General features: G+C 39.6%; 23 protein-coding genes. 18 read left to right on the top strand and 5 right to left on the bottom strand.

Annotated features, from left to right (window positions below; translation table 11 throughout):
* Positions 1-45: 45 nt before the first annotated feature.
* Complete coding sequence (locus tag IGL80_RS12095; RefSeq protein ID WP_002358420.1) at positions 46-426, bottom strand: PaaI family thioesterase; 381 nt, start codon at positions 424-426, stop codon at positions 46-48.
* Between the two features lie 164 nt (positions 427-590).
* Between IGL80_RS12095 and menB the strand changes: the two genes are divergently transcribed.
* From menB to menC, 6 genes are read left to right on the top strand one after another with little or no spacing between them, the layout of a single operon-like run.
* Complete coding sequence (gene menB, locus IGL80_RS12090; RefSeq protein WP_002358422.1) at positions 591-1406, top strand: 1,4-dihydroxy-2-naphthoyl-CoA synthase; 816 nt, start codon at positions 591-593, stop codon at positions 1404-1406.
* Between the two features lie 4 nt (positions 1407-1410).
* Positions 1411-2868 (top strand): o-succinylbenzoate--CoA ligase, encoded by a 1458-nt coding sequence (locus tag IGL80_RS12085; RefSeq protein ID WP_085366528.1) that lies wholly within the window; start codon positions 1411-1413, stop codon positions 2866-2868.
* Positions 2865-4232: an isochorismate synthase gene (locus IGL80_RS12080; RefSeq protein ID WP_002404647.1), complete on the top strand. Its 1368-nt coding sequence runs from the start codon at positions 2865-2867 to the stop codon at positions 4230-4232. Before IGL80_RS12085 ends, IGL80_RS12080 begins: the two co-directional genes overlap by 4 nt.
* Positions 4232-5965: a 2-succinyl-5-enolpyruvyl-6-hydroxy-3-cyclohexene-1-carboxylic-acid synthase gene (gene menD, locus IGL80_RS12075; RefSeq protein WP_002358425.1), complete on the top strand. Its 1734-nt coding sequence runs from the start codon at positions 4232-4234 to the stop codon at positions 5963-5965. The genes IGL80_RS12080 and menD overlap by 1 nt, the downstream gene beginning before the upstream one ends.
* The gene (menH, locus tag IGL80_RS12070) at positions 5953-6777 is read left to right on the top strand and encodes a 2-succinyl-6-hydroxy-2,4-cyclohexadiene-1-carboxylate synthase (RefSeq protein ID WP_002404646.1); all 825 of its coding nucleotides are present in this window, start codon (positions 5953-5955) and stop codon (positions 6775-6777) included. Before menD ends, menH begins: the two co-directional genes overlap by 13 nt.
* Positions 6778-7881 carry an o-succinylbenzoate synthase gene (gene menC, locus IGL80_RS12065; RefSeq protein ID WP_002358428.1) on the top strand — a complete coding sequence of 368 codons (1104 nt, stop codon included), beginning with the start codon at positions 6778-6780 and terminating at the stop codon, positions 7879-7881. It abuts the gene before it with no gap.
* 56 nt (positions 7882-7937) lie between these two features.
* Here the strand turns inward: menC and IGL80_RS12060 are convergent, their stop codons facing one another.
* On the bottom strand, positions 7938-8636 hold the full coding sequence (locus IGL80_RS12060) for a glucosamine-6-phosphate deaminase (RefSeq protein WP_002355326.1): 699 nt from the start codon (positions 8634-8636) through the stop codon (positions 7938-7940).
* A gap of 251 nt (positions 8637-8887) precedes the next feature.
* Entirely contained in the window at positions 8888-10414 is a 1527-nt protein-coding gene (locus IGL80_RS12055; protein WP_085366516.1) for an AMP-binding protein, read from the bottom strand.
* Between the two features lie 220 nt (positions 10415-10634).
* Between IGL80_RS12055 and IGL80_RS12050 the strand changes: the two genes are divergently transcribed.
* Complete coding sequence (locus tag IGL80_RS12050) at positions 10635-11036, top strand: organic hydroperoxide resistance protein (protein ID WP_002355332.1); 402 nt, start codon at positions 10635-10637, stop codon at positions 11034-11036.
* A 43-nt stretch (positions 11037-11079) separates the two neighbouring features.
* Here the strand turns inward: IGL80_RS12050 and IGL80_RS12045 are convergent, their stop codons facing one another.
* Positions 11080-11850, bottom strand: coding sequence for a sulfite exporter TauE/SafE family protein (locus IGL80_RS12045; RefSeq protein ID WP_225621055.1), 771 nt, complete (start codon positions 11848-11850; stop codon positions 11080-11082).
* 169 nt (positions 11851-12019) lie between these two features.
* Here IGL80_RS12045 and IGL80_RS12040 point away from each other — a divergent pair, with 169 nt between their 5' ends.
* Genes IGL80_RS12040 through IGL80_RS12010 form a run of 7 tightly spaced genes read left to right on the top strand, consistent with a single transcriptional unit; the run spans position 12020 to position 17345 of the window.
* A complete protein-coding gene (locus IGL80_RS12040; protein WP_002358431.1) occupies positions 12020-12823 on the top strand; it encodes a PTS mannose/fructose/sorbose/N-acetylgalactosamine transporter subunit IIC in 804 nt (267 codons plus the stop codon).
* The gene (locus tag IGL80_RS12035) at positions 12816-13634 is read left to right on the top strand and encodes a PTS system mannose/fructose/sorbose family transporter subunit IID (protein ID WP_002355336.1); all 819 of its coding nucleotides are present in this window, start codon (positions 12816-12818) and stop codon (positions 13632-13634) included. Before IGL80_RS12040 ends, IGL80_RS12035 begins: the two co-directional genes overlap by 8 nt.
* Positions 13635-13664: 30 nt before the next feature.
* Positions 13665-14141, top strand: a complete 477-nt coding sequence (locus IGL80_RS12030; protein WP_002355337.1) for a PTS system mannose/fructose/N-acetylgalactosamine-transporter subunit IIB — start codon at positions 13665-13667, stop codon at positions 14139-14141.
* Positions 14142-14157: 16 nt separating this feature from the next.
* A complete protein-coding gene (locus tag IGL80_RS12025) occupies positions 14158-15009 on the top strand; it encodes a MurR/RpiR family transcriptional regulator (RefSeq protein WP_002355339.1) in 852 nt (283 codons plus the stop codon).
* 14 nt (positions 15010-15023) lie between these two features.
* A complete protein-coding gene (gene murQ / locus IGL80_RS12020; RefSeq protein WP_002355340.1) occupies positions 15024-15914 on the top strand; it encodes an N-acetylmuramic acid 6-phosphate etherase in 891 nt (296 codons plus the stop codon).
* 12 nt (positions 15915-15926) lie between these two features.
* Complete coding sequence (locus tag IGL80_RS12015) at positions 15927-16916, top strand: serine hydrolase domain-containing protein (RefSeq protein ID WP_002355341.1); 990 nt, start codon at positions 15927-15929, stop codon at positions 16914-16916.
* A gap of 9 nt (positions 16917-16925) precedes the next feature.
* Entirely contained in the window at positions 16926-17345 is a 420-nt protein-coding gene (locus tag IGL80_RS12010) for a PTS sugar transporter subunit IIA (RefSeq protein WP_010708253.1), read from the top strand.
* Positions 17346-17523: 178 nt separating this feature from the next.
* Here the strand turns inward: IGL80_RS12010 and IGL80_RS12005 are convergent, their stop codons facing one another.
* Entirely contained in the window at positions 17524-18333 is an 810-nt protein-coding gene (locus IGL80_RS12005) for a DUF1189 domain-containing protein (RefSeq protein ID WP_002358434.1), read from the bottom strand.
* A gap of 193 nt (positions 18334-18526) precedes the next feature.
* Here IGL80_RS12005 and IGL80_RS12000 point away from each other — a divergent pair, with 193 nt between their 5' ends.
* The 4 genes from IGL80_RS12000 to nagB all read left to right on the top strand — a co-directional run bounded on the left by IGL80_RS12000 (position 18527) and on the right by nagB (position 22451).
* The gene (locus tag IGL80_RS12000) at positions 18527-19135 is read left to right on the top strand and encodes a superoxide dismutase (RefSeq protein ID WP_002358436.1); all 609 of its coding nucleotides are present in this window, start codon (positions 18527-18529) and stop codon (positions 19133-19135) included.
* 146 nt (positions 19136-19281) lie between these two features.
* Positions 19282-20262 (top strand): diaminopimelate epimerase, encoded by a 981-nt coding sequence (gene dapF, locus IGL80_RS11995; RefSeq protein ID WP_002358438.1) that lies wholly within the window; start codon positions 19282-19284, stop codon positions 20260-20262.
* A gap of 149 nt (positions 20263-20411) precedes the next feature.
* Positions 20412-21620, top strand: coding sequence for an LCP family protein (locus IGL80_RS11990; protein WP_002393688.1), 1209 nt, complete (start codon positions 20412-20414; stop codon positions 21618-21620).
* Between the two features lie 129 nt (positions 21621-21749).
* A complete protein-coding gene (gene nagB, locus IGL80_RS11985; protein ID WP_002355352.1) occupies positions 21750-22451 on the top strand; it encodes a glucosamine-6-phosphate deaminase in 702 nt (233 codons plus the stop codon).
* The last annotated feature ends 4 nt before the right edge of the window (positions 22452-22455 follow it).

Genomic DNA, 22455 nt, shown 5'->3' with positions numbered 1-22455 from the left:
TTACTTATTAAAAACCATAAACAAAAAAACAGTAACCTGTAAAGATTACTGTTTTTTTTGTCGATTTGTTAAGGTACAACGCCCCACGCTCGTCAATTGGTGGTCTGCGTTATATATTTTTGCTTCCCAAACTTGAAGGGTCTTTCCCGAGTGTTCGGGCGTCGCAATCACGGTAAGGCTACCATCATGGACACTACGAAGATGATTTACTTGTAAGTCTATGCCGACAGCAAAAGTGTTTTCAGGAACGTTTTCGTTCGCACCTAAACTACAGGCAGTTTCAATTAAGACGCCGTTTAAGCCCCCGTGGACAAGGCCATAGGGTTGTTTATGCACGTCTTTTACCGCTAAAGTAAGCTGACATTTCTCAGCAGAAACATGTTGAATCGTGATGCCTAAATACTCTAAAAGATGAATAGTAATCAGTCCTTTCTAATAAAAGAGAGAATAAAAGGTTTTTTATTTATTATACAGGAATGAAGAAAATTTGAAATAGCCATGTTTTTTCTTAAAATTCAAGCGACTTTTTCTCTAAAGTGCCGATTCTTGTGTATAATAGAAAAGATGAGATTAATGAAGGAGGTTTCCTAATGAGAAACTGGACAACAATTAAAGAATATGATGAAATTTTATTTGAGCAAGCAGGCAAAGTAGCAAAAATTACTATCAACCGCCCGCATGTTCACAACGCATTCACACCAAAAACAGTCATGGAAATGATTGATGCATTCAACATTAGTCGTGATAAAGACGATGTCGGGGTTATTATTTTAACAGGCGCAGGTGACCAAGCATTCTGTTCTGGTGGCGATCAAAAAGTTCGAGGTAATGGTGGTTACGTTGGCGAAGACAATATTCCACGTTTAAATGTGTTAGATTTACAACGGTTAATCCGTGTCATTCCCAAACCAGTCATCGCAATGGTGAAAGGCTGGTCCATTGGCGGCGGCAATGTTTTACAATTAGTTTGTGATTTAACAATTGCGGCTGAAAATGCTAAGTTTGGGCAAACAGGACCAAATGTCGGTAGCTTTGATGGTGGATACGGCTCAGGTTACTTAGCGCGTGTTATCGGCCATAAAAAAGCAAAAGAAGTTTGGTTTATGTGTAAACAATATTCTGCTCAAGAAGCTTTAGATATGGGCTGGATTAATACAGTTGTTCCATTGGAACAAGTAGAAGATGTGACAATGGAGTGGGCAGAAGAAATGTTAACCAAAAGCCCGATTGCTTTACGGATGATTAAAGCCTCTTTAAATGCCGATACAGATGGCTTGGCTGGTGTGCAACAATTAGCTGGTGATGCGACACTTCTTTACTATACAATGGCTGAAGCACAAGAAGGCCGAGATGCATTTAAAGAAAAACGGACACCAGATTTCGATCAATTCCCTAAATTCCCATAAACCAATGACTTGGTTAAATAAACAAGTACAAAAACGTCCCGATCATCCTGCTTTTTATTTTCAGGATGAATCTTGGACGTTTTTAGAAGTGCAACAAGAAGTCAGCCAGTGGGTAGCCACATATCAACAGGTGCTTGCACCAGAAGAAAAACGTGTGGCTTTATTCAGTAAGAACAGCAAAGAGTTGTATTTTTCAATTCTAGCCTTATGGGAATTGGGGAAAGAGTTATTATTTTTAAATACGCATTTGACACTTGCTGAACTGACTTTTCAGTTAAAAGATGCGCAAGTTAAAACGATTATTGGTGCGCCTGAAACGCAGGCTTTGTTAGAGGAGATTTCTTTTGTCGACGTTCAGCCAATGATTAAAAAACAGCATAGTCTTTCACATCAGGAGTTTCAACAGCCAAGTGACTTAGAGTCGGTGGCTTCTATTATGTATACATCTGGAACTACAGGACAGCCTAAAGGGGTCTTGCAACGGTTTAAAAATCATTTGGCCAGTGCTAGAGGCACTCAAGAAAATATGGGGATTACTGCTGAAGATTGTTGGTTGTGTGCAGTCCCATTATTTCACATTAGCGGATTGTCGATTGTTGTTCGACAACTCGTCTTAGGTTGTAGTATTCGCCTTTACGATAAATTTGATGAACAGCAAGTGACACAAGATTTACAAGAAGGCCGTGGAACCGTCATTTCAGTGGTTGCGACAATGTTACAACAATTATTGTCTGTCTATCCTGAAGCTGGCTACAGCGCCAGCTTTAAAGGAATGCTATTAGGCGGCGGACCGATTGCTCCGGATAAATTAGCGCAGTGTGAGGAAAAAGGGATTCCAGTCATTCAATCTTACGGGATGACGGAAACGTGTTCGCAAGTTGTTGCCTTGAAATTTGAAGATGCGGCGCTGAAAATCGGCTCTGCTGGGCAACCGTTAAAAGATATGCAGATCAAAATTGTTGATGAACTAGGACAAGAACAGCCAGAAAAGCAAGTCGGGGAAATTTTACTTAAGGGACCAAACGTTGTTTCAGGTTACCTTAACCAGCGTCAACCTGAAAAATGGACAGCAGATGGTTGGTTTAAAACAGGCGACATGGGCTATTTAGATGCACAAGGGTACCTGTATTTGGTTAGTCGTTTAAGTGAACTCATTATCTCTGGTGGTGAAAATATTTACCCCACTGAGGTTGAACAGGTGTTACAGGCGATAACAGGAATTAAAGCAGCGGCAGTTGTAGGAGAACCAGATGCGCAATGGGGAGCCGTCCCAGTTGCATATGTGATTAGTGACCAAGAAATCACCTTAGCGCAAATTCAAGACCAGTGTTCACGAAAACTGGCAAAATATAAACGACCGAAACGCATTTATTTTTGTCATTCTTTCCCGCAAACAGCAAGTGGAAAGATTGCCAAACATCGTTTCATGACAGAAGAAAGAGAGGCGTTTTTAATCAGATGAAATTGCCTGATGAATTACGACAAGCCTATCAGAAGAATGCCCGTCAGTTCAGTTGGGTTTTTCCATTAGAAACAGAACAAACAGCCTTGGCAATTTTTGCCGCTGGTGAAAAGGCATACCAAGGAGAACGTTTTTTTTGGCAAACGCCGAAAAAAGATTTTGCTTTGGTTGGCTTCGGATATGAAACTATCTTAAAAGGCGCAGAAACAGAAACGCATCAATTGAACAACTTTTTAAAAAAAGATGCGGCAACTCGTTTTCAAAATATGTCTATTTCTGGTACGGGGGCTCTTCTGTTTGGCGGTTTGCCTTTTGATACAGAACAAACGCCTACTGAGGCCTGGGGAGAGTTAGGGGAAGGTTGGTTTTATCTACCAAGTATTCTATTTACTTTTTCAGGTTCACGTATTTATGGAACGCTGAACTTTTCAGGTTCTAGTGAACAAGAAGTCGAGGAACGTTGGTCGACTTTGGTGGCTCAGTTTGATCGCTTGTTAGCTACCTGTGAGGAGTTGCCAGCTGTAGCGGAAACAAAGATTGACAAGGAAGAAGTTGCCGTGACTGAATGGCTACAAGCTGTCAACGAAACAGTAGCAGTCTTAAGAGAAGATGGCCCTTTAAAAAAAGTGGTTTTGGCTCGACAACTTGCTGTGAGCAGTCCTGAAAAAATTCGAAGTAACCAAGTGCTCGTTAATTTAATGGCACAACAACAAAATACGTATTTGTTTGCTTTAGAAGCCAAAGACACAAGTTTCATTGGTGCAACACCAGAACGACTTCTGTTGGGTACTAAAGAAACGTTTGCGACCGCTTGTATTGCAGGAACCATTAAAACGGGTCAAACACCAGAAGAAACGAAAGCTTTAGGAGCACAACTTTTACAAGACCGCAAAAATACCGGAGAACACCAAATTGTGGTGGAACGTTTAGCGAAAGAGTTGGCGAAGATGACGACTTCTGAAAACAGTATTCAAGCACCCATTATTTTGGAAAATCGAGATGTACAACATCTTTATGTGCCAATCTCGGGTCAACGTAAACCGGGAATTTCGTTCTTGGAAAGTGTGATGCAGTTACACCCAACGCCAGCTTTAGGCGGTGAGCCCAAAGAGTTGGCAGTCGAATGGATTCGACAATATGAGCCAGGGAGTCGTGGGTTATATGGTGCGCCAATCGGTTGGATTTCAGGGAATGATGATAGTGGCGAGTTCGCTGTGGCCTTGCGTTCAGGTGTCTTTGCTGGTCAGCAAGGCGTTCTTTATGCAGGTTGTGGTATCGTTGCTGATTCTCAAGCAGAGCTAGAAAGAGAAGAAACGAAAATAAAATTTCAACCGATGTTACGAGGAATTGGAGGGCAGGTTTAATGAATCATCAAGAAACAATGACCGATTATTTAATGGCCTTTATTGAAGGCTTAAAAAATAGTGGGGTTGAACAAGCAGTCATTAGTCCAGGGTCCCGTTCCACACCACTGGCTTTATTACTTCATCGGGAAACCGCAATCCAAACTTTTGTCGATGTCGATGAACGTTCCGCTGCTTTTTTTGCTTTAGGATTAAGTAAAGCGAGTCAAAAACCAGTGGTCTTACTTTGTACCTCTGGAACAGCAGCTGCAAACTATTATCCAGCAATTTGTGAAGCCAATATTAGCCATGTGCCTTTAGTCGTTTTAACAACAGATCGGCCGCATGAGTTACGTCAAGTTGGTGCTCCTCAAGCCATGGACCAATTACAAATGTATCAAAATCACGTGAAATTATTTGTTGAAATGGCTTTGCCAGAAGCAACAGAAGAGATGTTGAATTACGCCTATTGGCAAGGCGCTAAAGGAGCAGCATTCGCGCAACAAACGCCTGCAGCACCTGTTCATTTGAATTTTCCTTTGCGGGAACCATTATTACCTGACTTAGAGAGAAAAACAAAGAGTTCTCAACAAACGGCTTTATTCGCTGGTCAATCAATCCTTTCTACAGAACAAGTGCAACAGTTGGCGGATCAATGGTACCAGAAAAACGGCGTTTTGGTTGTCGGTGGCAGTCATACAGAGGAAGAAGCGGCGTTATTTATTCAATTAGCCGAAGCTTTGAAATGGCCGTTACTAGCGGATCCTTTAGCAAACATTGTGACACATGGGCAAAATAGTGAAGTTGTTATTGCACACAGTGATCTGTTTCTAAATGTGGCGACCTTGCCACAAGAACCAGAAGTGGTAGTGCGTTTTGGTTCGCTGCCAATTTCTAAAAACATCATGTTATGGTTGAAACGCTTAGCAACGACAGAGACTGCTTTTTATTTTGTGGACGAAAATGGGCAATGGCAAGAGCAATTGAAAAAATCACAAACAGTTATTCAGGCAAAGGAAACCACGTTTGTAGAACAACTGCTAACGGTTGTCAAATCAACAGAAGCGACTTGGTTAGCACAATGGCTCTTGCTAGAAAAAACGGTCTCTGAAGTTCTTCTAGAAACGCTGAACGCGACAGAATTAAATGAAACAACAGCCAGCTTAGCTGTTCACCAAACAATGAAAGAGAACGGTCAGTTATTTGTATCTAATAGTATGGCTATCCGCTACTTAGATCGATTTATGGATAGTCGCCCTTATCGGATGTTTGGAAATCGCGGCATCAACGGGATTGATGGGATTGTTTCAACTGCTTTAGGAATGAGTGCCATAGCACCGACACAGCAAAACGTTCTACTGATTGGTGATTTAGCGCTATATCATGATATGAATGGTTTATTTTTGGCTAAACGTTATCAGTTGCCGTTAACAATTGTTTTATTAAATAACAATGGTGGCGGGATTTTCTCTTTTCTATCTCAACGAACTTTACGTGAGGACGATTTCGAGCCTTTATTTGGAACACCGCTTGATTTAGATTTTTCGTTAGTTGCTGAACTTTACGGTGCTTCGTATCAAGAAGTCAAAACAATCGCGGAGCTCAAGCAAATTTTACAAACAGCGGCTGAAGAACCACAATTTCAAGTGATAGAAGTCAAAGGAAATCGCCAAGAGAATGTTCATTTGTACGAATCAATTTTAGCTGAAATTGGTAGACGAGTAGAAAGACAGGGGATTTCATGGAACGGTTAATTCGGGGGATGCAGTACCATTATCAATGGTTAACACCTTTTGATGCAAAGCGAACGACATTAGTCTGTTTACACGGTTTCACAGGAACGTTAGCCACGTTTGCAGCCGTTTTTCCCAGTCAAACACCTTATAACGTTTTAGGCATTGATTTACCTGGGCATGGCGCGACTGCTAGTTTGGTAGCACCAGAGCGTTATACCATGAAACAGGTTTGCCATGATCTTGCTGAACTAACCGAATCGCTAAATTTGCCTTGCTTTTGTTTATTAGGCTATTCAATGGGCGCTCGAACAGCTTTAGGTTTTGCATTACATTATCCACAAAAGGTACAGCATCTTTTATTGGAAAGTGGATCACCAGGTTTGGCCACCGCCGCAGAACGTCAGGCTCGTATCTGTCAAGATCATCGTTTGGCGGAACGTCTTTTAGAGGAACCGCTGGTGGATTTTATTGATTTTTGGCAAGAATTACCGTTATTTCAAACGCAAAAAGCCTTGTCTGTGGCACAGCAAATGGCCATTCGTCAGGAACGTTTGAGCCAATCGGCCTTTGGATTGGCTAGTAGTTTGTGGTATATGGGCACAGGAGCGCAAGAGAGTTACTGGGAACGTCTAGCAGAATTGCAGCCGATTCCTACCGATTTATTGGTAGGCGGCGAAGATCAAAAATTTATTGGGATTGCGAAAAAAATGCAGGTACGTCAACCGTTGTTGAGGCTGACAATTTTTCCTGAAGCAGGACATTGTATCCATTTAGAACAACCAACGATTTTCTATGAAAAGGTGACAGCGTTATTGGAAGGAGCTATCTGAATGAACATTCAATCAATTGAAACCTATCAGGTTCGTTTGCCTTTAAAAACGCCGTTTGTCACGAGCTATGGTCGCCTGGAAGAAAAAGCGTTTGATCTATTTGTAATAACAGATGAGCAAGGAAATCAAGGGTTTGGCGAATTAGTGGCTTTTGAGCAACCTGATTATGTGCAAGAAACGTTGGTAACCGAACGCTTCATCATCCAACAGCATTTAATTCCGTTACTTTTAACAGAAGCGATTGAACAGCCGCAAGAGGTTTCAACAATTTTTGAAGAAGTTAAAGGACATTGGATGGGAAAAGCTGCGTTAGAAACTGCCATCTGGGATTTATATGCCAAACGGCAACAGAAGAGTTTAACTGAATTTTTTGGACCAACGCGGAGGAAAATTCCTGTAGGGATTAGTTTAGGGATTCAAGAAGACTTACCTCAATTGCTTAAACAAGTTCAGTTAGCTGTAGAAAAAGGGTATCAACGAGTGAAGCTGAAAATTCGTCCCGGTTATGATGTGGAACCTGTTGCTTTGATTCGTCAGCATTTTCCTAACTTGCCTTTAATGGTCGATGCAAATTCAGCGTATACATTGGCAGATTTGCCTCAATTGCAACGTTTAGATCACTATCAATTAGCGATGATTGAACAGCCTTTTGCTGCAGATGATTTTTTAGATCACGCACAATTACAAAGAGAACTGAAAACAAGAATTTGTTTGGATGAAAATATTCGTAGTCTCAAAGACTGCCAAGTGGCGTTAGCATTGGGTAGTTGCCGTAGTATCAATTTGAAGATTCCTCGTGTAGGTGGGATTCACGAGACGTTGAAGATTGCCACATTTTGCCAAGAAAATGATTTATTGGTTTGGTTAGGTGGTATGTTTGAGTCTGGTGTTGGTCGCGCATTGAATTTGCAATTTGCGTCACAGCCTACCTTTTCCTTTCCAGGTGATATTTCAGCAACGGAACGCTATTTTTATGAAGATATCATCACGGAACCTTTTATTTTAGAGCAAGGGACAATGACCGTGCCTCAGGGACTTGGTATTGGTGTTACACTTTCCCAGACGAATTTGCTAAAATACAGTCAGTATCAAAAAATCATGTAATGATAACAAAATTGCGCCTATGACTATGCAGAGAAGCATAATCTAGGCGCAATTTTTTATTTTTCTAATTGACTCGCTGCGGCTTCATCCAAGAGAACCGTTAAATTTGGATGGAGTTGAAGAATAGAGGCAGGATACGTTTCTGTGACAGGTCCTTGGAGCACTTGTTTGACCATCTGAGCTTTTTGTTCACCATTTACAATTAGGACAAGATGCTTAACTTTCATGATGCTGGCTGGCCCCATCGTAACAAAGGTCATGCCTGGCTGCATCATTTCAGGAACAAACCAAGGCTCTGAACCAGTGACGGTCACTTGGTAGGTTTCATTTTTAAAATGAGTGGTAGTGGGCATGTTCCCACAAAAATGACCATCTGCTCCTAAGCCAATTAACATCAAATCTAAGCCGCCTGCGTCAGCAATCCGTTGTTCTTGTTGTTGAAAGTTTTCAACAGTTAATGGATGGATGTTTTGCTCAGATATTTCCGCAGGTGTCAAATACAGCGTCCGCAAATCTGTCAGAGTAATGCCTTCCTTTTGATGAGGAACGGGGATTTCATCAAAGTTATAATAATGAACATTATCAAAGTCAGATGAGTTTTTCACAATCGAGGCTAATTTTTGGTAAACAAGTGCTGGCGTTTTACCAGCGGTAATTGATAAATTCACTCGTTTATCTTGGCTCATCGTGCTTAGAAGTAACATTTTTGCCCATTCGCTCATCGTGTCGAAATCTTGTTTAATTAAAATTTTCATACTTGCTCACTCCATTCTTTGAATAAGCTAAGTATAATTTGTGGGAACCATCCCATGTCAAGCTCTTCACAAAAAGGATTTAATTAACGGTAGGCAAAAGAAAGAGGAGCAGCCGTCAAAACGATGGCTGCTCCTCTTTTTAAAACTTAAGATAACCTACAACGAGTTAACTTTTTAGCTTTCTGTTCCACTTGCTCCAACGCTGGTCTAAACGTTCTTTTGACCAACACTGTTTAACAAAGAATTTTATTTTATTGTTCTTTCAACCATTTTTCTAGTTGTAAACGTTGCACTTTCATAGTAGCTGTGTGAGGGATTTCATCAAAAGCCATAATGATAGGTTCGTTTAAATGTGGTAAATCGGCTACTTGTGTCCACCAAGCATCCCAATCCATTTCTTCCCCAGGGACAACCGCTAAAATTGGCTGAGGTTCATTTTCTTTGCCACGGACAATAATCACTTCTTCTAAGAAATCTAATGCATCCAATAAATGATCTTCAATAGCTAAATTACTGTCGATGTTTTTAATTAGATCTACTTGGCGATCTTTCAAGAATAAGTGGCCGCGTTCATCTAACATCCCGTAATCGCCGCTGTCCCACCATTCGCCGTAGACATTTTCTGCAAAGCGGGCATCTTCTTTGTAATACGTTAAGGCCCGTCCTTTTGATAAAAATTGGATATGGCCGTCCGTCATTGCAGGTAAAACTTGTCCTTTTTCATCGGTAATTCGAGCTTGTGTTAAATCCTCTAAACCAACGCCCATGTCACGAGCATCTGAATCTTTTAGGGATTCTAAAGTATGCGCTCGTAAGATCATTGGCCCGCATTCGCTTTGTCCATAAACTTGTAGGAAAATTGGTTCATTGGCAGCAGATGCTTTTAAGAAAGCCACCATTGTAGCGTTATTAATTGCATCAAAAGTAGAATGATAATAATGGACACTAGCGAAAGCTTCAGGTTTTTCTTTGGCCAAACGAACCCATTGAACGAAGTTATTGGGGTGTGTTTCTACAGCGATTGGTTGATAGGTGCTGAACATTTCAGCGACTTTTTCGCTCGAAGCGTTTGCTAAAGGCATCATAGGGAAGCCCATGGCCATTAAAGAAGACACGCCAATGTTAAAACGAGAATGAACTGGCGAAATATGAAAGCCAACTAATTTCTTTTCAGCAATTTTTGTAAAAATGGTTTTTTGCCACTTTGTACGCCAACCCATAGAGTGATTGGAATGACAGATAAGTTTAGGAATACCTGTTGTTCCAGAGGTGTGAGTCATGTAGGCAATTTCGTCTTTAGTCAGTTCGTCTTGATGAACTTCCGTGGCATCAGCTTCTAAAAGAGAAGCAACCGAAAGTTTTTTATTGTCAGAGCTGTTACGAACAGCTTGAACTTTTTCAGCAGTCACATCATCAAATAAAATATAAGGATCTTCTAAACGATCAACGAATACTTCAATTGTTTCAAAAGGTAAATGATATGAAACCATTACAGGAACGGCTGCTAGATATGAGGCTGCAACAGCTAGTAAATACGTGTCGAATTTAGGACTTTTATAAATAATAATTTTGTCGCCTTTTTTTACACCTAAAGCGGCTAATTGATATGCCCGTTTCAAAATTTCTTGATGGCTTTCACCATAAGTTGTTTCTAAGCCAAGTGCAGGAAAAGCAGGCAAAGATTCATCAAAAATAATTGGAACAGTTGGTGTTTTTTCTGCGGCTTCTTGATAGTTTGTGTAGAGGTTTAATGGTTGATAATCAAGTAAGTGTGTCAAGGGAAAGTCTCCTTTGTAAAATAGTTTGTGTACAAATGTACAAGTTCACTTTATCCTATCATAGAATGGGTTCTTTTTCTACGTCAAAAATACAACGTTAAATGTTATTTTTTATTATTCACAAGCACAACGTTTGCTGTATCTGGCAAAGTTTCCTACAATAATTATGTAAGTAACAAGTTCTCAGAAGTGTAAAACTTTACAAAGGAGAGGAATTTACATGAAAAAAATCTATGAAACAACTATCATTAATACGGGTGGACGTGCAGGAGAAGTTCACTCACCGGATAAATCATTTTCTTATGCGGTTGCTTCGCCAGGTGTTAAGAAAGAAAATACAACAAATCCAGAACAATTATTCGCAGCGGCTTACAGTGCTTGTTTTAACGGTGCATTAGAATTAGTGATGGATCAAGAAAAAGTCGAAGGTAAAAGTACAGTAACTGCACGTGTATCCTTATTCCAAGGAGAAGATGGATTTAGCGTTGGTGCTGAATTAGAAGTTCATATTGATGGGGTAGATCAAGCTAAAGCAGAAGAACTTGTTAAAAAAGCCCACGAAATTTGCCCATATTCTAAAGCAACAAGAAATAATATAGATGTTAAATTAACAGTGATTTAATTAAAAAAGAAGCGTTTTGTCTATACGACAAAGCGCTTCTTTTTTAGATAACAGTCCACAAATTATACATATTTAAAAAAATAACTAAAAAAACAACTAAACTATAAATTTGGGCGACCCGTTGTTGGGATAATTTTTTACTGAAAAGACCTCCGACATAACCACCGAATAAAGCGGCAGGAATAATAGCCCAAAGCATTGTCAAATCAAAAACCGCAAACCCTGTGGTCAAGCCGATATTGCCAAGTTTGGCGAGTTGGGAGAAAAAAATAGTAATGATGGAATAGACAGTTGCTGATTTGATATCCATTCCAAAAAAGAGAATAAGGCAAGCTACATTAATGGGACCGCCACCGATGCCTAAAAAGGTTGACAGAATCCCTAAGCCTAATCCAACAATCAGAAAAATGCTCAATCCGTTGAGGTGTAAGTGCCAGTTGGAAAATTGATTGTAGAGAAGAACCAAAACCAAGGTCAGCAACATGATGATATATTGGATTAGTTGTACTTTTTCTTCATTTGGCGCTAGTGCAATCGCCTGATTAAGAAGTAAATCACCTAACATGCCGCCGACTAAGGAACCAAACGAAATACTCGCGGCTTTTTTCCATTCAATTTGGACACCATTTTGATACTGTTTATAAGTCGAAGAAATGGACATGACAAAAACAGCGACACTTGAATAGAACGCAATACTATTTAACGAATGGAACCCAAGAAAATCCAAAACAGGCTTAATAATGACGCCTCCACCCATCCCAGAGAGCGCCCCAACTGTATTGGATAGAAAAATAGTTATGAAATAAATCAGCAAAACCCGCACATAATCACTCCTAAACCGTTTTCTTTTAGTATAGCACAAAAATTATATAAGAAATGTAATTTCATTTAAAAATATTTTTAAAAAGAACTTGAAATGATATTTCTTTAATGGTATTCTACAAATACAAAAAAGAAAACGCATTCAAGGAGGATGAGAAAGCATGACAGTATCGATTGGTATTATTTTGATTTTATGTCTTTACACAGTTGTTGGTGTACTTGACCAAATTTCTATTCAGATTGGTCCATATACACCATTGTTTGCTGCAACGTTTACTGGCCTAGTCTTAGGGGATGTTCAAACAGGTTTGATGATTGGGGCAACGCTTCAATTGATGACATTAGGCGTAGCGACTTATGGAGGAGCAACAGTCCCAGACTTTCTTTCAGGGGCCATTATGGGAACGGCTTATGCAATCATTTCAGGGAAAGGGGCAGAGTATGGTATCGGAGTTGCGGTTCCGATTGGGTTATTATTGACACAACTAGATATTTTAGGCAGAATGGCTAATACGTTTTTCCAACACAAAGCAGATCGCTATGCGGAAGAAGGCAATTATAAAGGGGTCGAGCGTTGCAATGTTTTAGGAATTTTTCCTTGGACGATTTCTCGTGTCATCCCAGTTTTTATTGGCCTAGCTTTTGGTGAACAAGTTGTAAACGCTATCAATAATTGGATTCCTATTTGGGTGATGAATGGGTTAAAAGCAGCAGGCGCTATTTTACCAGCGATGGGGATTGCTATTTTAATGCGTTACTTGCCAATTAAAACATACTGGCCTTATTTTATTATTGGGTTCGTGTTACTTGCTTATGGGGCCCAATTCTTCTCAGTTTTAGGTGTCGCACTGGTTGGCTTGGCTTTAGCAGCGATTTATGTGATGAATCATAACAAAGGCGGCGCAGCTACAACAAGTGGCACGGTTATTTACGAAGATGATGAGGAGGTTGAGATTGATGACTAACAAATTAACAAAAAAGGATATTAATAAAGTTTACGTCCGTAATCTTTTTGGCTATCAGTGGGGCTGGAACTATGAAAAAATGCAAGGACTTGGTTACGCTTGGGTGATGATGCCTGCATTAAAGCGACTATACAGTGAAGATCCAGTAGCTATGAAGAAAGCCTTGAAGACACATCTTGGCTTTATGAATACAACGCCAGCCATGTCGCATTTAATTGTCGGAGCTGATATGGCTTTGGAAGAAGAAGTCGGCATTGAAGATGAAACGGCCATTACTGGCTTGAAAACAGGTCTAATGGGTCCGTTTGCTGGTGTTGGTGATACCATTTTTATCGCGATTTATCGTGCGATTGTTTTTTCGATTGCAGCTTACATGGCGCAAGGGGGCCAGGTTGTTGGGTTACTGATCCCGTTAATTGCCGGAGCAGTGGTCCTATGGGTTCGCTATAAATTCACTTGGATTGGTTACCATCAAGGGAAAAAAATTGCGACAGAATTTGCGGATAAAATGAAATTGTTTACGCAAGGTGCAGCCATTTTAGGGTTAACGGTGGTCGGCGGTTTGATTCCTTCGGTAATTACTTACAAATTAGATTTAACTTATAAAATGGGAGACGTAACATTATCTGTTCAAGAAATGTTGGATAAAATTTTACCCGCATTAATTCCTTTAGGGATTGTTCTTTTATCCTATTGGTTACTAGGGAAAAAGAAAATGAATTCAACACGGCTAATCTTTGTTTTAATTTTAATTGGGATGGTTTTAGGCAATTTACAACCAATGTTGGCTTGGGTTGGCGGTTTATTTTAAAAAAATAGTATATAATAGGAGAGATTTATTATGACAATTGTACATGCAAGAGTAGATGAGCGTTTAATTCACGGACAAGTTGCAACCGTTTGGACGAATACGGTTGGCGCACAAAGAATCATGGTAGTAAATGATGCCGCTGTCAAAGATCAATTACAAATTGGTGCCTTAAAAATGGCCAAACCTGCAGGAGTTAAATTATCCATTTTATCAAAACGTAAAGCGATTGAAAAAATTTTAGCAGGCAATTATGATGAAGAAAAAGTCTTTTTAATTACGAAAGACATTGCAGATATGGCGGCTTTAATTGATGGCGGTGTTCCGTTGCAGAGCTTCAATGTCGGCAATATTTCTCAAAAAGAAGGCAGTCGAGCAATTAAAAAATCTGTTGCATTAACCGATGAAGATATTCAAACCGTTCGTCGTTTAACAGATAATGGGGTGACTATTACCGCACAGATGATCCCTTCTGAACCAAACGAAGCAATTTTAACTTTCATAAAATAGAAATGGAGATGAGAAGATGGAGCCAATCCGTTCAATCAGACAAAAATATAAGGACTTTTCCAAAGTAAATAAGAGAATCGCAGACTATATACTGAAGGATCCGACCCGTCTTCTCTCATTAACAGCAAACGAAATTGCTAGCAATAGCGAAACTTCTCCGGCGTCAGTTACCCGTTTTTCTAAACAATTAGGGTTTGACAGCTGGGAAGAGTTAAAACTATCCATTGCAGCGGTACAAGCTGCCAGTAACGGTAAAAAAGATATTGATCCAATTGTAGCGGCGGATGATTCGGTGGATACTATTTGTATGAAAGTGGAATCTTTATTAAATGCTACGATTGAGGATTTATTTTATACAGTGGATAAACAAGCCTTGGAACGAGCAATCGCGCATGTTAAAAAAGCGGAAAAAATTCATTTGGTTGGAATTGGTGCCTCTTCTTTAACGACTTATAATCTTTATCACAAGTTTAACCGCGCTGGTCGCCAAGCAATTTTTAATTATGATAGTCACATGATGTTGGAGTTTTTAAATTATGCAACGGCACAAGACATTTTGATCACGGTCTCCTATAGTGGTTTGACAAAAGAAGCCTTAATCGCCTGTGAAATTGCCAAAAATAGAGGTGCAACGGTTATTTTTATTACCAGTAACGATGGAGAAAACGTGCGATCATTGAGCGATGAAGTTCTTTTAGTCCCCAATAATGAGCACCTCATTCGAGTTGGGGCTATTTCATCGATTGCTTCGTCAATGGCAATTGGCGATGTTCTGTATTTAGGTTCAATTCAAGATGATTTAGACACAGAAATTGAACGTAATATGATTGAAACGAGTCAACTTGTCAGCCGTCTAAAAGAGAAGTAGGGGTGTGCAAGCAAATGAACTTAGAAGGATTAACGACAGAAGCCAGAAATGAAGCAACTAAAAAGATTGACCAAGTGTCAACATTAGAAATGGTAACTTTAATAAATCAAGAAGACCAAAAGGTAGCACAAGCAATTGAAAAGGTGCTTCCGCAGATTGCTGCAGCAATTGATGCAGCGGCAGAACGATTTAAAAAAGGGGGCCGTTTAATCTATTGTGGTGCAGGAACGTCTGGACGTTTAGGTGCTTTGGATGCGATTGAATTAACGCCCACATATAGTGTGTCGCCAGAACGCGCATTTGGTATTTTAGCTGGTGGTGAAAAAGCAATGTATCAAGCAATTGAAGGCGCTGAAGACTCGAAAGAATTAGCTATCGAAGATTTAACACAACATCAATTGACTGCCCGAGATGTCGTAATTGCGATTGCTGCTAGTGGTCGGACACCATATGCTGTTTCCGCAATTGAATACGGAAAAAAAGTGGGCGCTCTAACCATTTCAGTTACCTGTAATAATCAAAGTCCGATGAATCAATTGGCGGAAATTGGGATTGCGCCAATTGTAGGACCGGAAGTCATTACAGGATCAACTAGAATGAAAGCGGGTTCAGCACAGAAAATGGTGTTAAATATGTTTTCAACAGGGATTATGGTTAAAGTAGGGAATATCTATCAAAATTTGATGGTCAACGTACAACCAACGAACGAAAAATTAATTCAACGTGCCACGAATATCATTAAAGAAGCAGCAGAAATCGAGGAATCGCAAGCCAAAGAATACTTGGAGGCAGCACAGCTAGAAGTGGCACCAGCCATTGTAATGGCGAAAGCCCACGTTGATTTTCAAAAAGCCAAACAACTATTAGCAGAACATGACGGACGGATTTCAGAAGTTTTAGCATAGAAGTGGTGAACAATGAATCAAATCGCAATTCAAGAAACAATTCAGAGACTGATTAATCAGCAAGTCGTTCCGGGTGTCGCTTGGGGGACGATCACAGAAGATAGCTTATCAGAACAGTATACGGGCTTTTTAGGTAATACTGGTCCATTTGCAAGACAAAAGATTTCATCAGCTAGCCTGTATGATTTAGCGTCCTTAACGAAAGTTATTGGGACAACAAATCGAATGTTACAATTAATCGATACAAATCAGCTTACTTTTTCAACCACTGTGGGGGAAATCCTACCTGATTATCAAGGACTATCTTGTTCGATTGGGGAGCTTCTACTGCATCAGAGCGGACTGCCAGCTGATGTTGTCGATAAGAAAAATGTCACAAAAAAAAGCTTGCAAGAAATCATTTTAACGCATTCGTTATCTGAACGAGGGAAAACCACTTATTCTGATTTAGGGTATTACTTATTGGGAGAAATTATTCAAGTATTGGATCGCTGCTCATTAGAAGAGAGCTTTCAAACATACGTATTTCAACCAATGAACCTACAGCATACAAGTTTTACGGTCAGCGATTTTGCCCAGGCAGTGCCCACAGAGATTACAAAACAACGCGGCGTTATTCAGGGAGTGGTCCACGATTCGAAAGCCTATCAACTAAAAGCGCCAATTGGCAGTGCAGGTTTATTTGCAACTTTACCAGATTTACTCACTTTTGTTCAGTGTTTTATGAACAATCGCTACCCGTCTGGCAAACCATTATTTTCTGAAAAAATGTTCGATGCTCTCTGGTCTATGAACCAAGGGGGACGTACATTTGGTTGGGAAGTGAAAAAGACGCAAGCAGGGGCAGGCTATTTGTATCATACTGGCTTTACTGGAACGGCGATTGGTATGAAAAAAGAGACCAAAGAAGCCCTAATTTTGCTGACGAATCGGATTCATCCCACTCGTGAAGAACGTGGCTTTCTGAAAGCACGAACAAAAATTTATCAGCAGTATTTTTAGGAGGATATGATGAAACCAAAATTAATTTTAATGAGCCATGGACGGATGGCAGAAGAAACCTTAGCTTCTACTCAAATGATTGTCGGGGAATTAGCAGACGCTGCGATTGTGTCAATGACTGCAGAAGATGGCTTGAGCGGCACGCAAGCAAAACTGGCAGCAATCTTAAAAGAAGCTGGCGATGTCCCGACGCTTGTATTAGCTGACTTAAAAGGAGGAACACCTTGTAATGTGGCTATGATGGCCATGGGCACTTATCCGCAATTGCGAGTAGTCGCCGGACTTAATTTAGCAATGGCAATTGAAGCAGCCGTCTCACCTGTGGAAAATGTGGATGAATTAGCTGCATATTTAACGCAAATTGGCCAATCTGCGGTGACCACGATTGACTTACCTGAATTAACAGATGAAGAAGAATTTGAAGAATAGAAAGAGGTCGGGACGGAACCGTTTAGCTCCGAGAAATAAGAAGGAATTTCCGAAAATTGCTTTTTAATTTTTGGAGAATTTCGGCTTATTTCCGAAGGAGTTGGTTCTGTTCCCGCCGTTTATCAGGTTTTGAGCCTGGAACAAAAATCCAAAGTGATTTTTGTCCCAGGCTCTTTTTTTAAGAACCAGGGATATTCCGTGGTTCGTTTTTGGTTGTGACAAAGAAAAAGAATAGACTCAGTAAAATAACTAGGATGCCATCGTTAAACATCGGATTTACGAAGTTTAAAATAGCACTTAAGATGACTGGCACGGTAGCACAATACGTAATAATTTTTAAACAATCAATCAAACGTAAAGAATAAAAACGTAATTTTGAATAGAGAGATGCACCGATAGCGGCAATCAGTAAGTCTAAAACTAAACCGATTAGAACAGGGTAGATAGCCACTAAAAAGACAATGAGTTTTGTCCACCAAGGGATTGCTGCTTCACTTAGCGCAGTCTTGATACTCTGAGCGTTAACGCCATCTAAGGTTCCTTTACTATAGGGGAAGATAAATTGGTCGGTGCCTAGAATTGATTCAGTTGCTCCTGAATTCGGTAAGGCGACTACAAATTCATCTTGTAAAAAAGCCAAACCAAACGCATTACCAATTAAATCCTTTCGGACATCAGCGGCTGTACGTTTTCCATCTGGATCAAACGTAAAAATAATCGAGTCGGTTTGATAAATAAAACCAGATTCTTTGGCCTTTGTTTGCAACGTGCCATTTTCAATAGAAAAGTCAGGCAACTTTTCTGCAATTTTTTGGCCATCTTGTTGCACCTCTTGTAGCACAGAAAAGACTTGTTTGGTAATAGGTAGTGCTAAAATAGCACTTAAAAAAACAGCATAGAGAATTACTTTCCAAAACGCCATTTTTTTCGCATGCCGTAATTCTGAAACTGAAAAAAAGGCCTGCTTAAATAATTGCAATGTATTCATTTATTTACTCCTCACATCATTCTTCTACAGGTCATTCTAGCGAATTTATGAGGGAAACACAAGGTAATCTCCCTCTTTTGTAAAACTTTTCTTTTGGCAAGCAAACTATTTTGTAGAAAGCGGTTCACTCTGTTATCATAATAGTTGTATGAAAGACGTATGTTACATACTAAAAAATAGGGGGATTTAAAAAATGACTTACACATTACCAGAATTACCATATGCTTATGATGCATTAGAACCTTACATTGACGTGGAAACAATGCACTTACACCATGATAAACACCACAACACTTATGTGACTAACTTAAACGCAGCGATTGAAAAACATCCAGAATTAGGCGAAAAATCTGTAGAAGACCTAATTTCAGATATGAATGCTATTCCTGAAGATATCCGCACAGCCGTTCGTAACAATGGTGGCGGTCACGCAAACCATACATTCTTCTGGGAAATTATGGCACCAAATGCTGGTGGACAACCAAATGGCGCTATTAAAGAAGCAATTGATGAAACATTTGGTAGCTTTGATGAAATGAAAGCTGCTTTCAAAACAGCTGCAACTGGCCGCTTTGGTTCAGGTTGGGCTTGGTTAGTTGTGAATAACGGTAAATTAGAAATCACTTCAACACCAAACCAAGATTCACCATTAATGGATGGCCAAACACCTGTTTTAGGTCTTGACGTTTGGGAACATGCGTATTACTTAAAATATAAAAACGTTCGTCCAGATTACATTGAAGCATTCTGGAACGTTGTTAACTGGGATAAAGTAAACGAACTTTTTGCAGCAGCAAAATAAGTTTGCCAATTGTGAAGGAAAGAGTCAAATGACGGCTGTCATTTGACTCTTTCCTTTTACAAATCCAGGGTCGAAATAGTTGTTCGTTTATGGCATACTAAAGTAAGTAGGAAAGATAACGGATACATAAAGAAGGAGCGAAAAAAATGAATGTTATGATGCAAAAAGTACACGGGTCAGAAAATGATTTCTTTTTATTGGATGAAACACAGTTTGAGCGTTCTTTAACCGTTGAGGAAATTGAGCAATTGCGCATCCAGTTATGTTCGCGGGAAACAGGATTATTGGCGGGAGCAGATGGGTTACTTTTGGTAGGAGAAGGGACTCACGGCACGTCCAATGCTAGAATGCGAGTGATTAACAGCGATGGTAGTGAAGCAAGCATGTGCGGGAACGGCTTGCGTACGGTTGCCCGTTATTTAGCTGAAAAAAACCAAGAAAAATCATTTACAGTTGAAACAATGTTTGCAGATTTGAAAGTACGTCAAGCCCCCAATTTAGCTGAAGAAGTAGCGACTTACCAAGTGGAAATTTCACCAGTAAGTTTTGAAGCAGTCACTATCCCAATGCATTTAGGGGTCCAAACATTAATTGATGAAATCGTACCAGCCTTATCTAACACCATTCGCTTTACAGCGGTAGCAGTGCCTAATCCGCACCTTGTAGCATTTGTGGATCATGAAACCTTAAATGGTCCAGAATTTGAACGAATCGCTACCTATGTAAATAATGAAAATCCATATTTTCCAGAAGGGATAAATGTGAGTTTTGTTGAAATTCTTGGCAAAAATCAACTATTTGTTCGAACGTATGAACGTGGTGTAGGTTTTACAAGTGCTTGTGGGACAGCTATGTGCGCAAGTAGTTTACTTTATACGTTATTGAAAGATGGTGTTTTTTATGAAGAAATAACCGTCAAAAATGCTGGAGGTATGGTGAAAACAGTCGTCCACGAAACGTCAGATGGCAGTTATTGGATGGAATTAATTGGGAATGCCACGATTACGCATTTGATTGAAGGATCACTGACTGATTTACTAAATGGTGCATTTGAGAAAATAACTATCACTGAAACGAATGAACAGAAACATTATCAAGAATTTCTGCAAACACTTTCTCAAAAATAACAATTGTTCCTTGATAAAGCGCTCTTTTATTTTACAATTGTGTTAAGTTCTTGTTCCAAAAAATAAAAAATATTGCTTGAATAAGCAAACTATGAGAAAATAAAGGGCATGAATTAAGAATTATTCTTAGATAAACGAGGAAGTGTCTTATGAAACTATGGAAAAAAGTAGTACTGGGCTTCTTGAGCGTCTTGCTAGTGGTAGTAGCTGGGGTATGTGCTTACGGGATTAAGATGTATTCAGATGCCAATTCAACAATTAATGGGATCTATCAATCAGTTAACCGTAAGTCCAATAAAGGAGCCACGGCCAATATTGATGCGCAAGAACCATTCTCTGTTCTTTTAATGGGGATTGACACAGGCGATTTAGGCCGAACAGAACAAGGTCGTTCAGATACTACAATGGTTGTAACCATCAACCCGAAAGAAAACAAGTCCACAATGATCAGTTTGGATAGAGATATTCTAACAGATATTGTTGGAAATGACACACAAGACAAATTGAACCATGCCTATGCATTTGGTGGCGCCGAAATGGCGATTAATACAGTCCAAGAATTACTGGATATTCCCATCCATCATTATGTATCCATCAATATGAAAGGGTTAAAAGACCTGATTGATGCGGTAGGCGGTATTGAAGTAGATAATACGATTGGTGAATTTACGTTGGACGGTATTACTGTTCCAGCAGGTAAAATCAAGTTAGATGGCACGACAGGTTTGGCTTATGCGCGGATGCGTCACGAAGATCCTGAAGGAGATGTGGGTCGTCAACGCCGCCAACGAGAAGTTGTTGAGAAAATTGTGCGCAAAGTCATGAGTTTTGACGGTGTTTCAAAATATCGAAAAATTCTTGATGCTGTTGAAGCCAATGTAAAAACAGACTTAACTTGGGATGACATGATGGACATCCAATCAAAATATTTGTCTGCCTTTAAAACAATTGACTCTGAACAATTACAAGGATACAGTGCAACTATTGATGATATTTATTATCAAGTCCTAGATCCAAATAGTTTATACAAAACACAAACAACACTTAGAAAACAACTTGGTTTAAAAGAACATGCTTCTGAACGTGAAAAAGATTTAGCCTTTTATAATCAGTTTAGCTATGCTGTTACAGATACTGCACTGATTGGTGAATCTGGTGATTCAAGTGTCAATAGCTCTACTAGTTCGAGTAGCACAGCGGACACCACAGCCGGACAAACAGAATACAACGGCAATACGCAACAAGCAGCAGAAGGAGCCTATGATCCGAATACGTACGTTGACCCAAATACGTACACAGATCCAAACGCTTATGCTGATCCAAATACGTATGTGGATCCCAACGCACCACAATATTAATCTGTTAAACAAGCTCGAAAACTTCTATTTCTGATGGAAATAGAAGTTTTTTTCTTTTATTCTAGAAATTTTTTTCAGAAGGTGTTATAATTGGACTATACCAAAATAAACCGTAAGGAGCGTGTCAAAATGCAAATTATCCGTGTAGCAAATGCAGAAGAAGGCGGCAAAAAAGCGTTTGAATTAATTAAAGAAGGTATGAACAATGGTGCGAAAGTTTTAGGCTTAGCAACAGGTAGTACACCAGAAACATTATATAAAGAAATGACAGCAAGTGATGTCGACTTTACAGAAATGACTTCTGTAAACTTAGATGAATATGTTGGTTTAGGTGGCGAAGATGAGCAAAGTTACCGTTATTTCATGAACAAACACTTATTTGACAAAAAACCATTTAAAGAAACATTTGTACCAAATGGTAAAGCAGAAGATTTAGATGCTGCTTCCGCAGAATATGAAAAAATTATCGATGCACATCCAGTAGATATCCAAATCTTAGGTATTGGTCAAAATGGACACATTGGTTTCAACGAACCAGGCACACCTCTAGATAGCTTAACACATGTCGTTGAGTTGACTGAATCAACAATCAACGCAAACAAACGTTATTTTGACAAAGTAGAAGATGTCCCAACACGTGCTGTTTCTATGGGGATTGGCTCAATCATGAAAGGTAAAAAAATGATTTTAATGGCTTATGGCGAAGCAAAAGCAGAGGCCATTAAAGGAATGATTGACGGACCAGTAACAACAGACATGCCAGCAAGTGCATTACAAAACCATCAAGATGTTGTTGTAATCATTGATGATGCAGCTGCAAGTAAATTATAATCGT

The sequence above is a fragment of the Enterococcus sp. DIV2467a genome, from assembly GCF_050532945.1.
Taxonomy (GTDB): domain Bacteria; phylum Bacillota; class Bacilli; order Lactobacillales; family Enterococcaceae; genus Enterococcus; species Enterococcus faecalis.
This window is presented reverse-complemented; position numbering and strand designations above follow the sequence as displayed.

Excerpts from the sequence above, each read along its gene's own strand:
- menB (WP_002358422.1), top strand. The coding sequence starts at position 591 with ATGAGAAACTGGACAACAATTAAAGAATATGATGAAATTTTATTTGAG.
- IGL80_RS12085 (WP_085366528.1), top strand. The coding sequence starts at position 1,411 with ATGACTTGGTTAAATAAACAAGTACAAAAACGTCCCGATCATCCTGCT.
- IGL80_RS12080 (WP_002404647.1), top strand. The coding sequence starts at position 2,865 with ATGAAATTGCCTGATGAATTACGACAAGCCTATCAGAAGAATGCCCGT.
- menD (WP_002358425.1), top strand. The coding sequence starts at position 4,232 with ATGAATCATCAAGAAACAATGACCGATTATTTAATGGCCTTTATTGAA.
- menH (WP_002404646.1), top strand. The coding sequence starts at position 5,953 with ATGGAACGGTTAATTCGGGGGATGCAGTACCATTATCAATGGTTAACA.
- menC (WP_002358428.1), top strand. The coding sequence starts at position 6,778 with ATGAACATTCAATCAATTGAAACCTATCAGGTTCGTTTGCCTTTAAAA.
- IGL80_RS12060 (WP_002355326.1), bottom strand. The coding sequence starts at position 8,636 with ATGAAAATTTTAATTAAACAAGATTTCGACACGATGAGCGAATGGGCA.
- IGL80_RS12050 (WP_002355332.1), top strand. The coding sequence starts at position 10,635 with ATGAAAAAAATCTATGAAACAACTATCATTAATACGGGTGGACGTGCA.
- IGL80_RS12040 (WP_002358431.1), top strand. The coding sequence starts at position 12,020 with ATGACAGTATCGATTGGTATTATTTTGATTTTATGTCTTTACACAGTT.
- IGL80_RS12035 (WP_002355336.1), top strand. The coding sequence starts at position 12,816 with ATGACTAACAAATTAACAAAAAAGGATATTAATAAAGTTTACGTCCGT.
- IGL80_RS12030 (WP_002355337.1), top strand. The coding sequence starts at position 13,665 with ATGACAATTGTACATGCAAGAGTAGATGAGCGTTTAATTCACGGACAA.
- IGL80_RS12025 (WP_002355339.1), top strand. The coding sequence starts at position 14,158 with ATGGAGCCAATCCGTTCAATCAGACAAAAATATAAGGACTTTTCCAAA.
- murQ (WP_002355340.1), top strand. The coding sequence starts at position 15,024 with ATGAACTTAGAAGGATTAACGACAGAAGCCAGAAATGAAGCAACTAAA.
- IGL80_RS12015 (WP_002355341.1), top strand. The coding sequence starts at position 15,927 with ATGAATCAAATCGCAATTCAAGAAACAATTCAGAGACTGATTAATCAG.
- IGL80_RS12010 (WP_010708253.1), top strand. The coding sequence starts at position 16,926 with ATGAAACCAAAATTAATTTTAATGAGCCATGGACGGATGGCAGAAGAA.
- IGL80_RS12005 (WP_002358434.1), bottom strand. The coding sequence starts at position 18,333 with ATGAATACATTGCAATTATTTAAGCAGGCCTTTTTTTCAGTTTCAGAA.
- IGL80_RS12000 (WP_002358436.1), top strand. The coding sequence starts at position 18,527 with ATGACTTACACATTACCAGAATTACCATATGCTTATGATGCATTAGAA.
- dapF (WP_002358438.1), top strand. The coding sequence starts at position 19,282 with ATGAATGTTATGATGCAAAAAGTACACGGGTCAGAAAATGATTTCTTT.
- IGL80_RS11990 (WP_002393688.1), top strand. The coding sequence starts at position 20,412 with ATGAAACTATGGAAAAAAGTAGTACTGGGCTTCTTGAGCGTCTTGCTA.
- nagB (WP_002355352.1), top strand. The coding sequence starts at position 21,750 with ATGCAAATTATCCGTGTAGCAAATGCAGAAGAAGGCGGCAAAAAAGCG.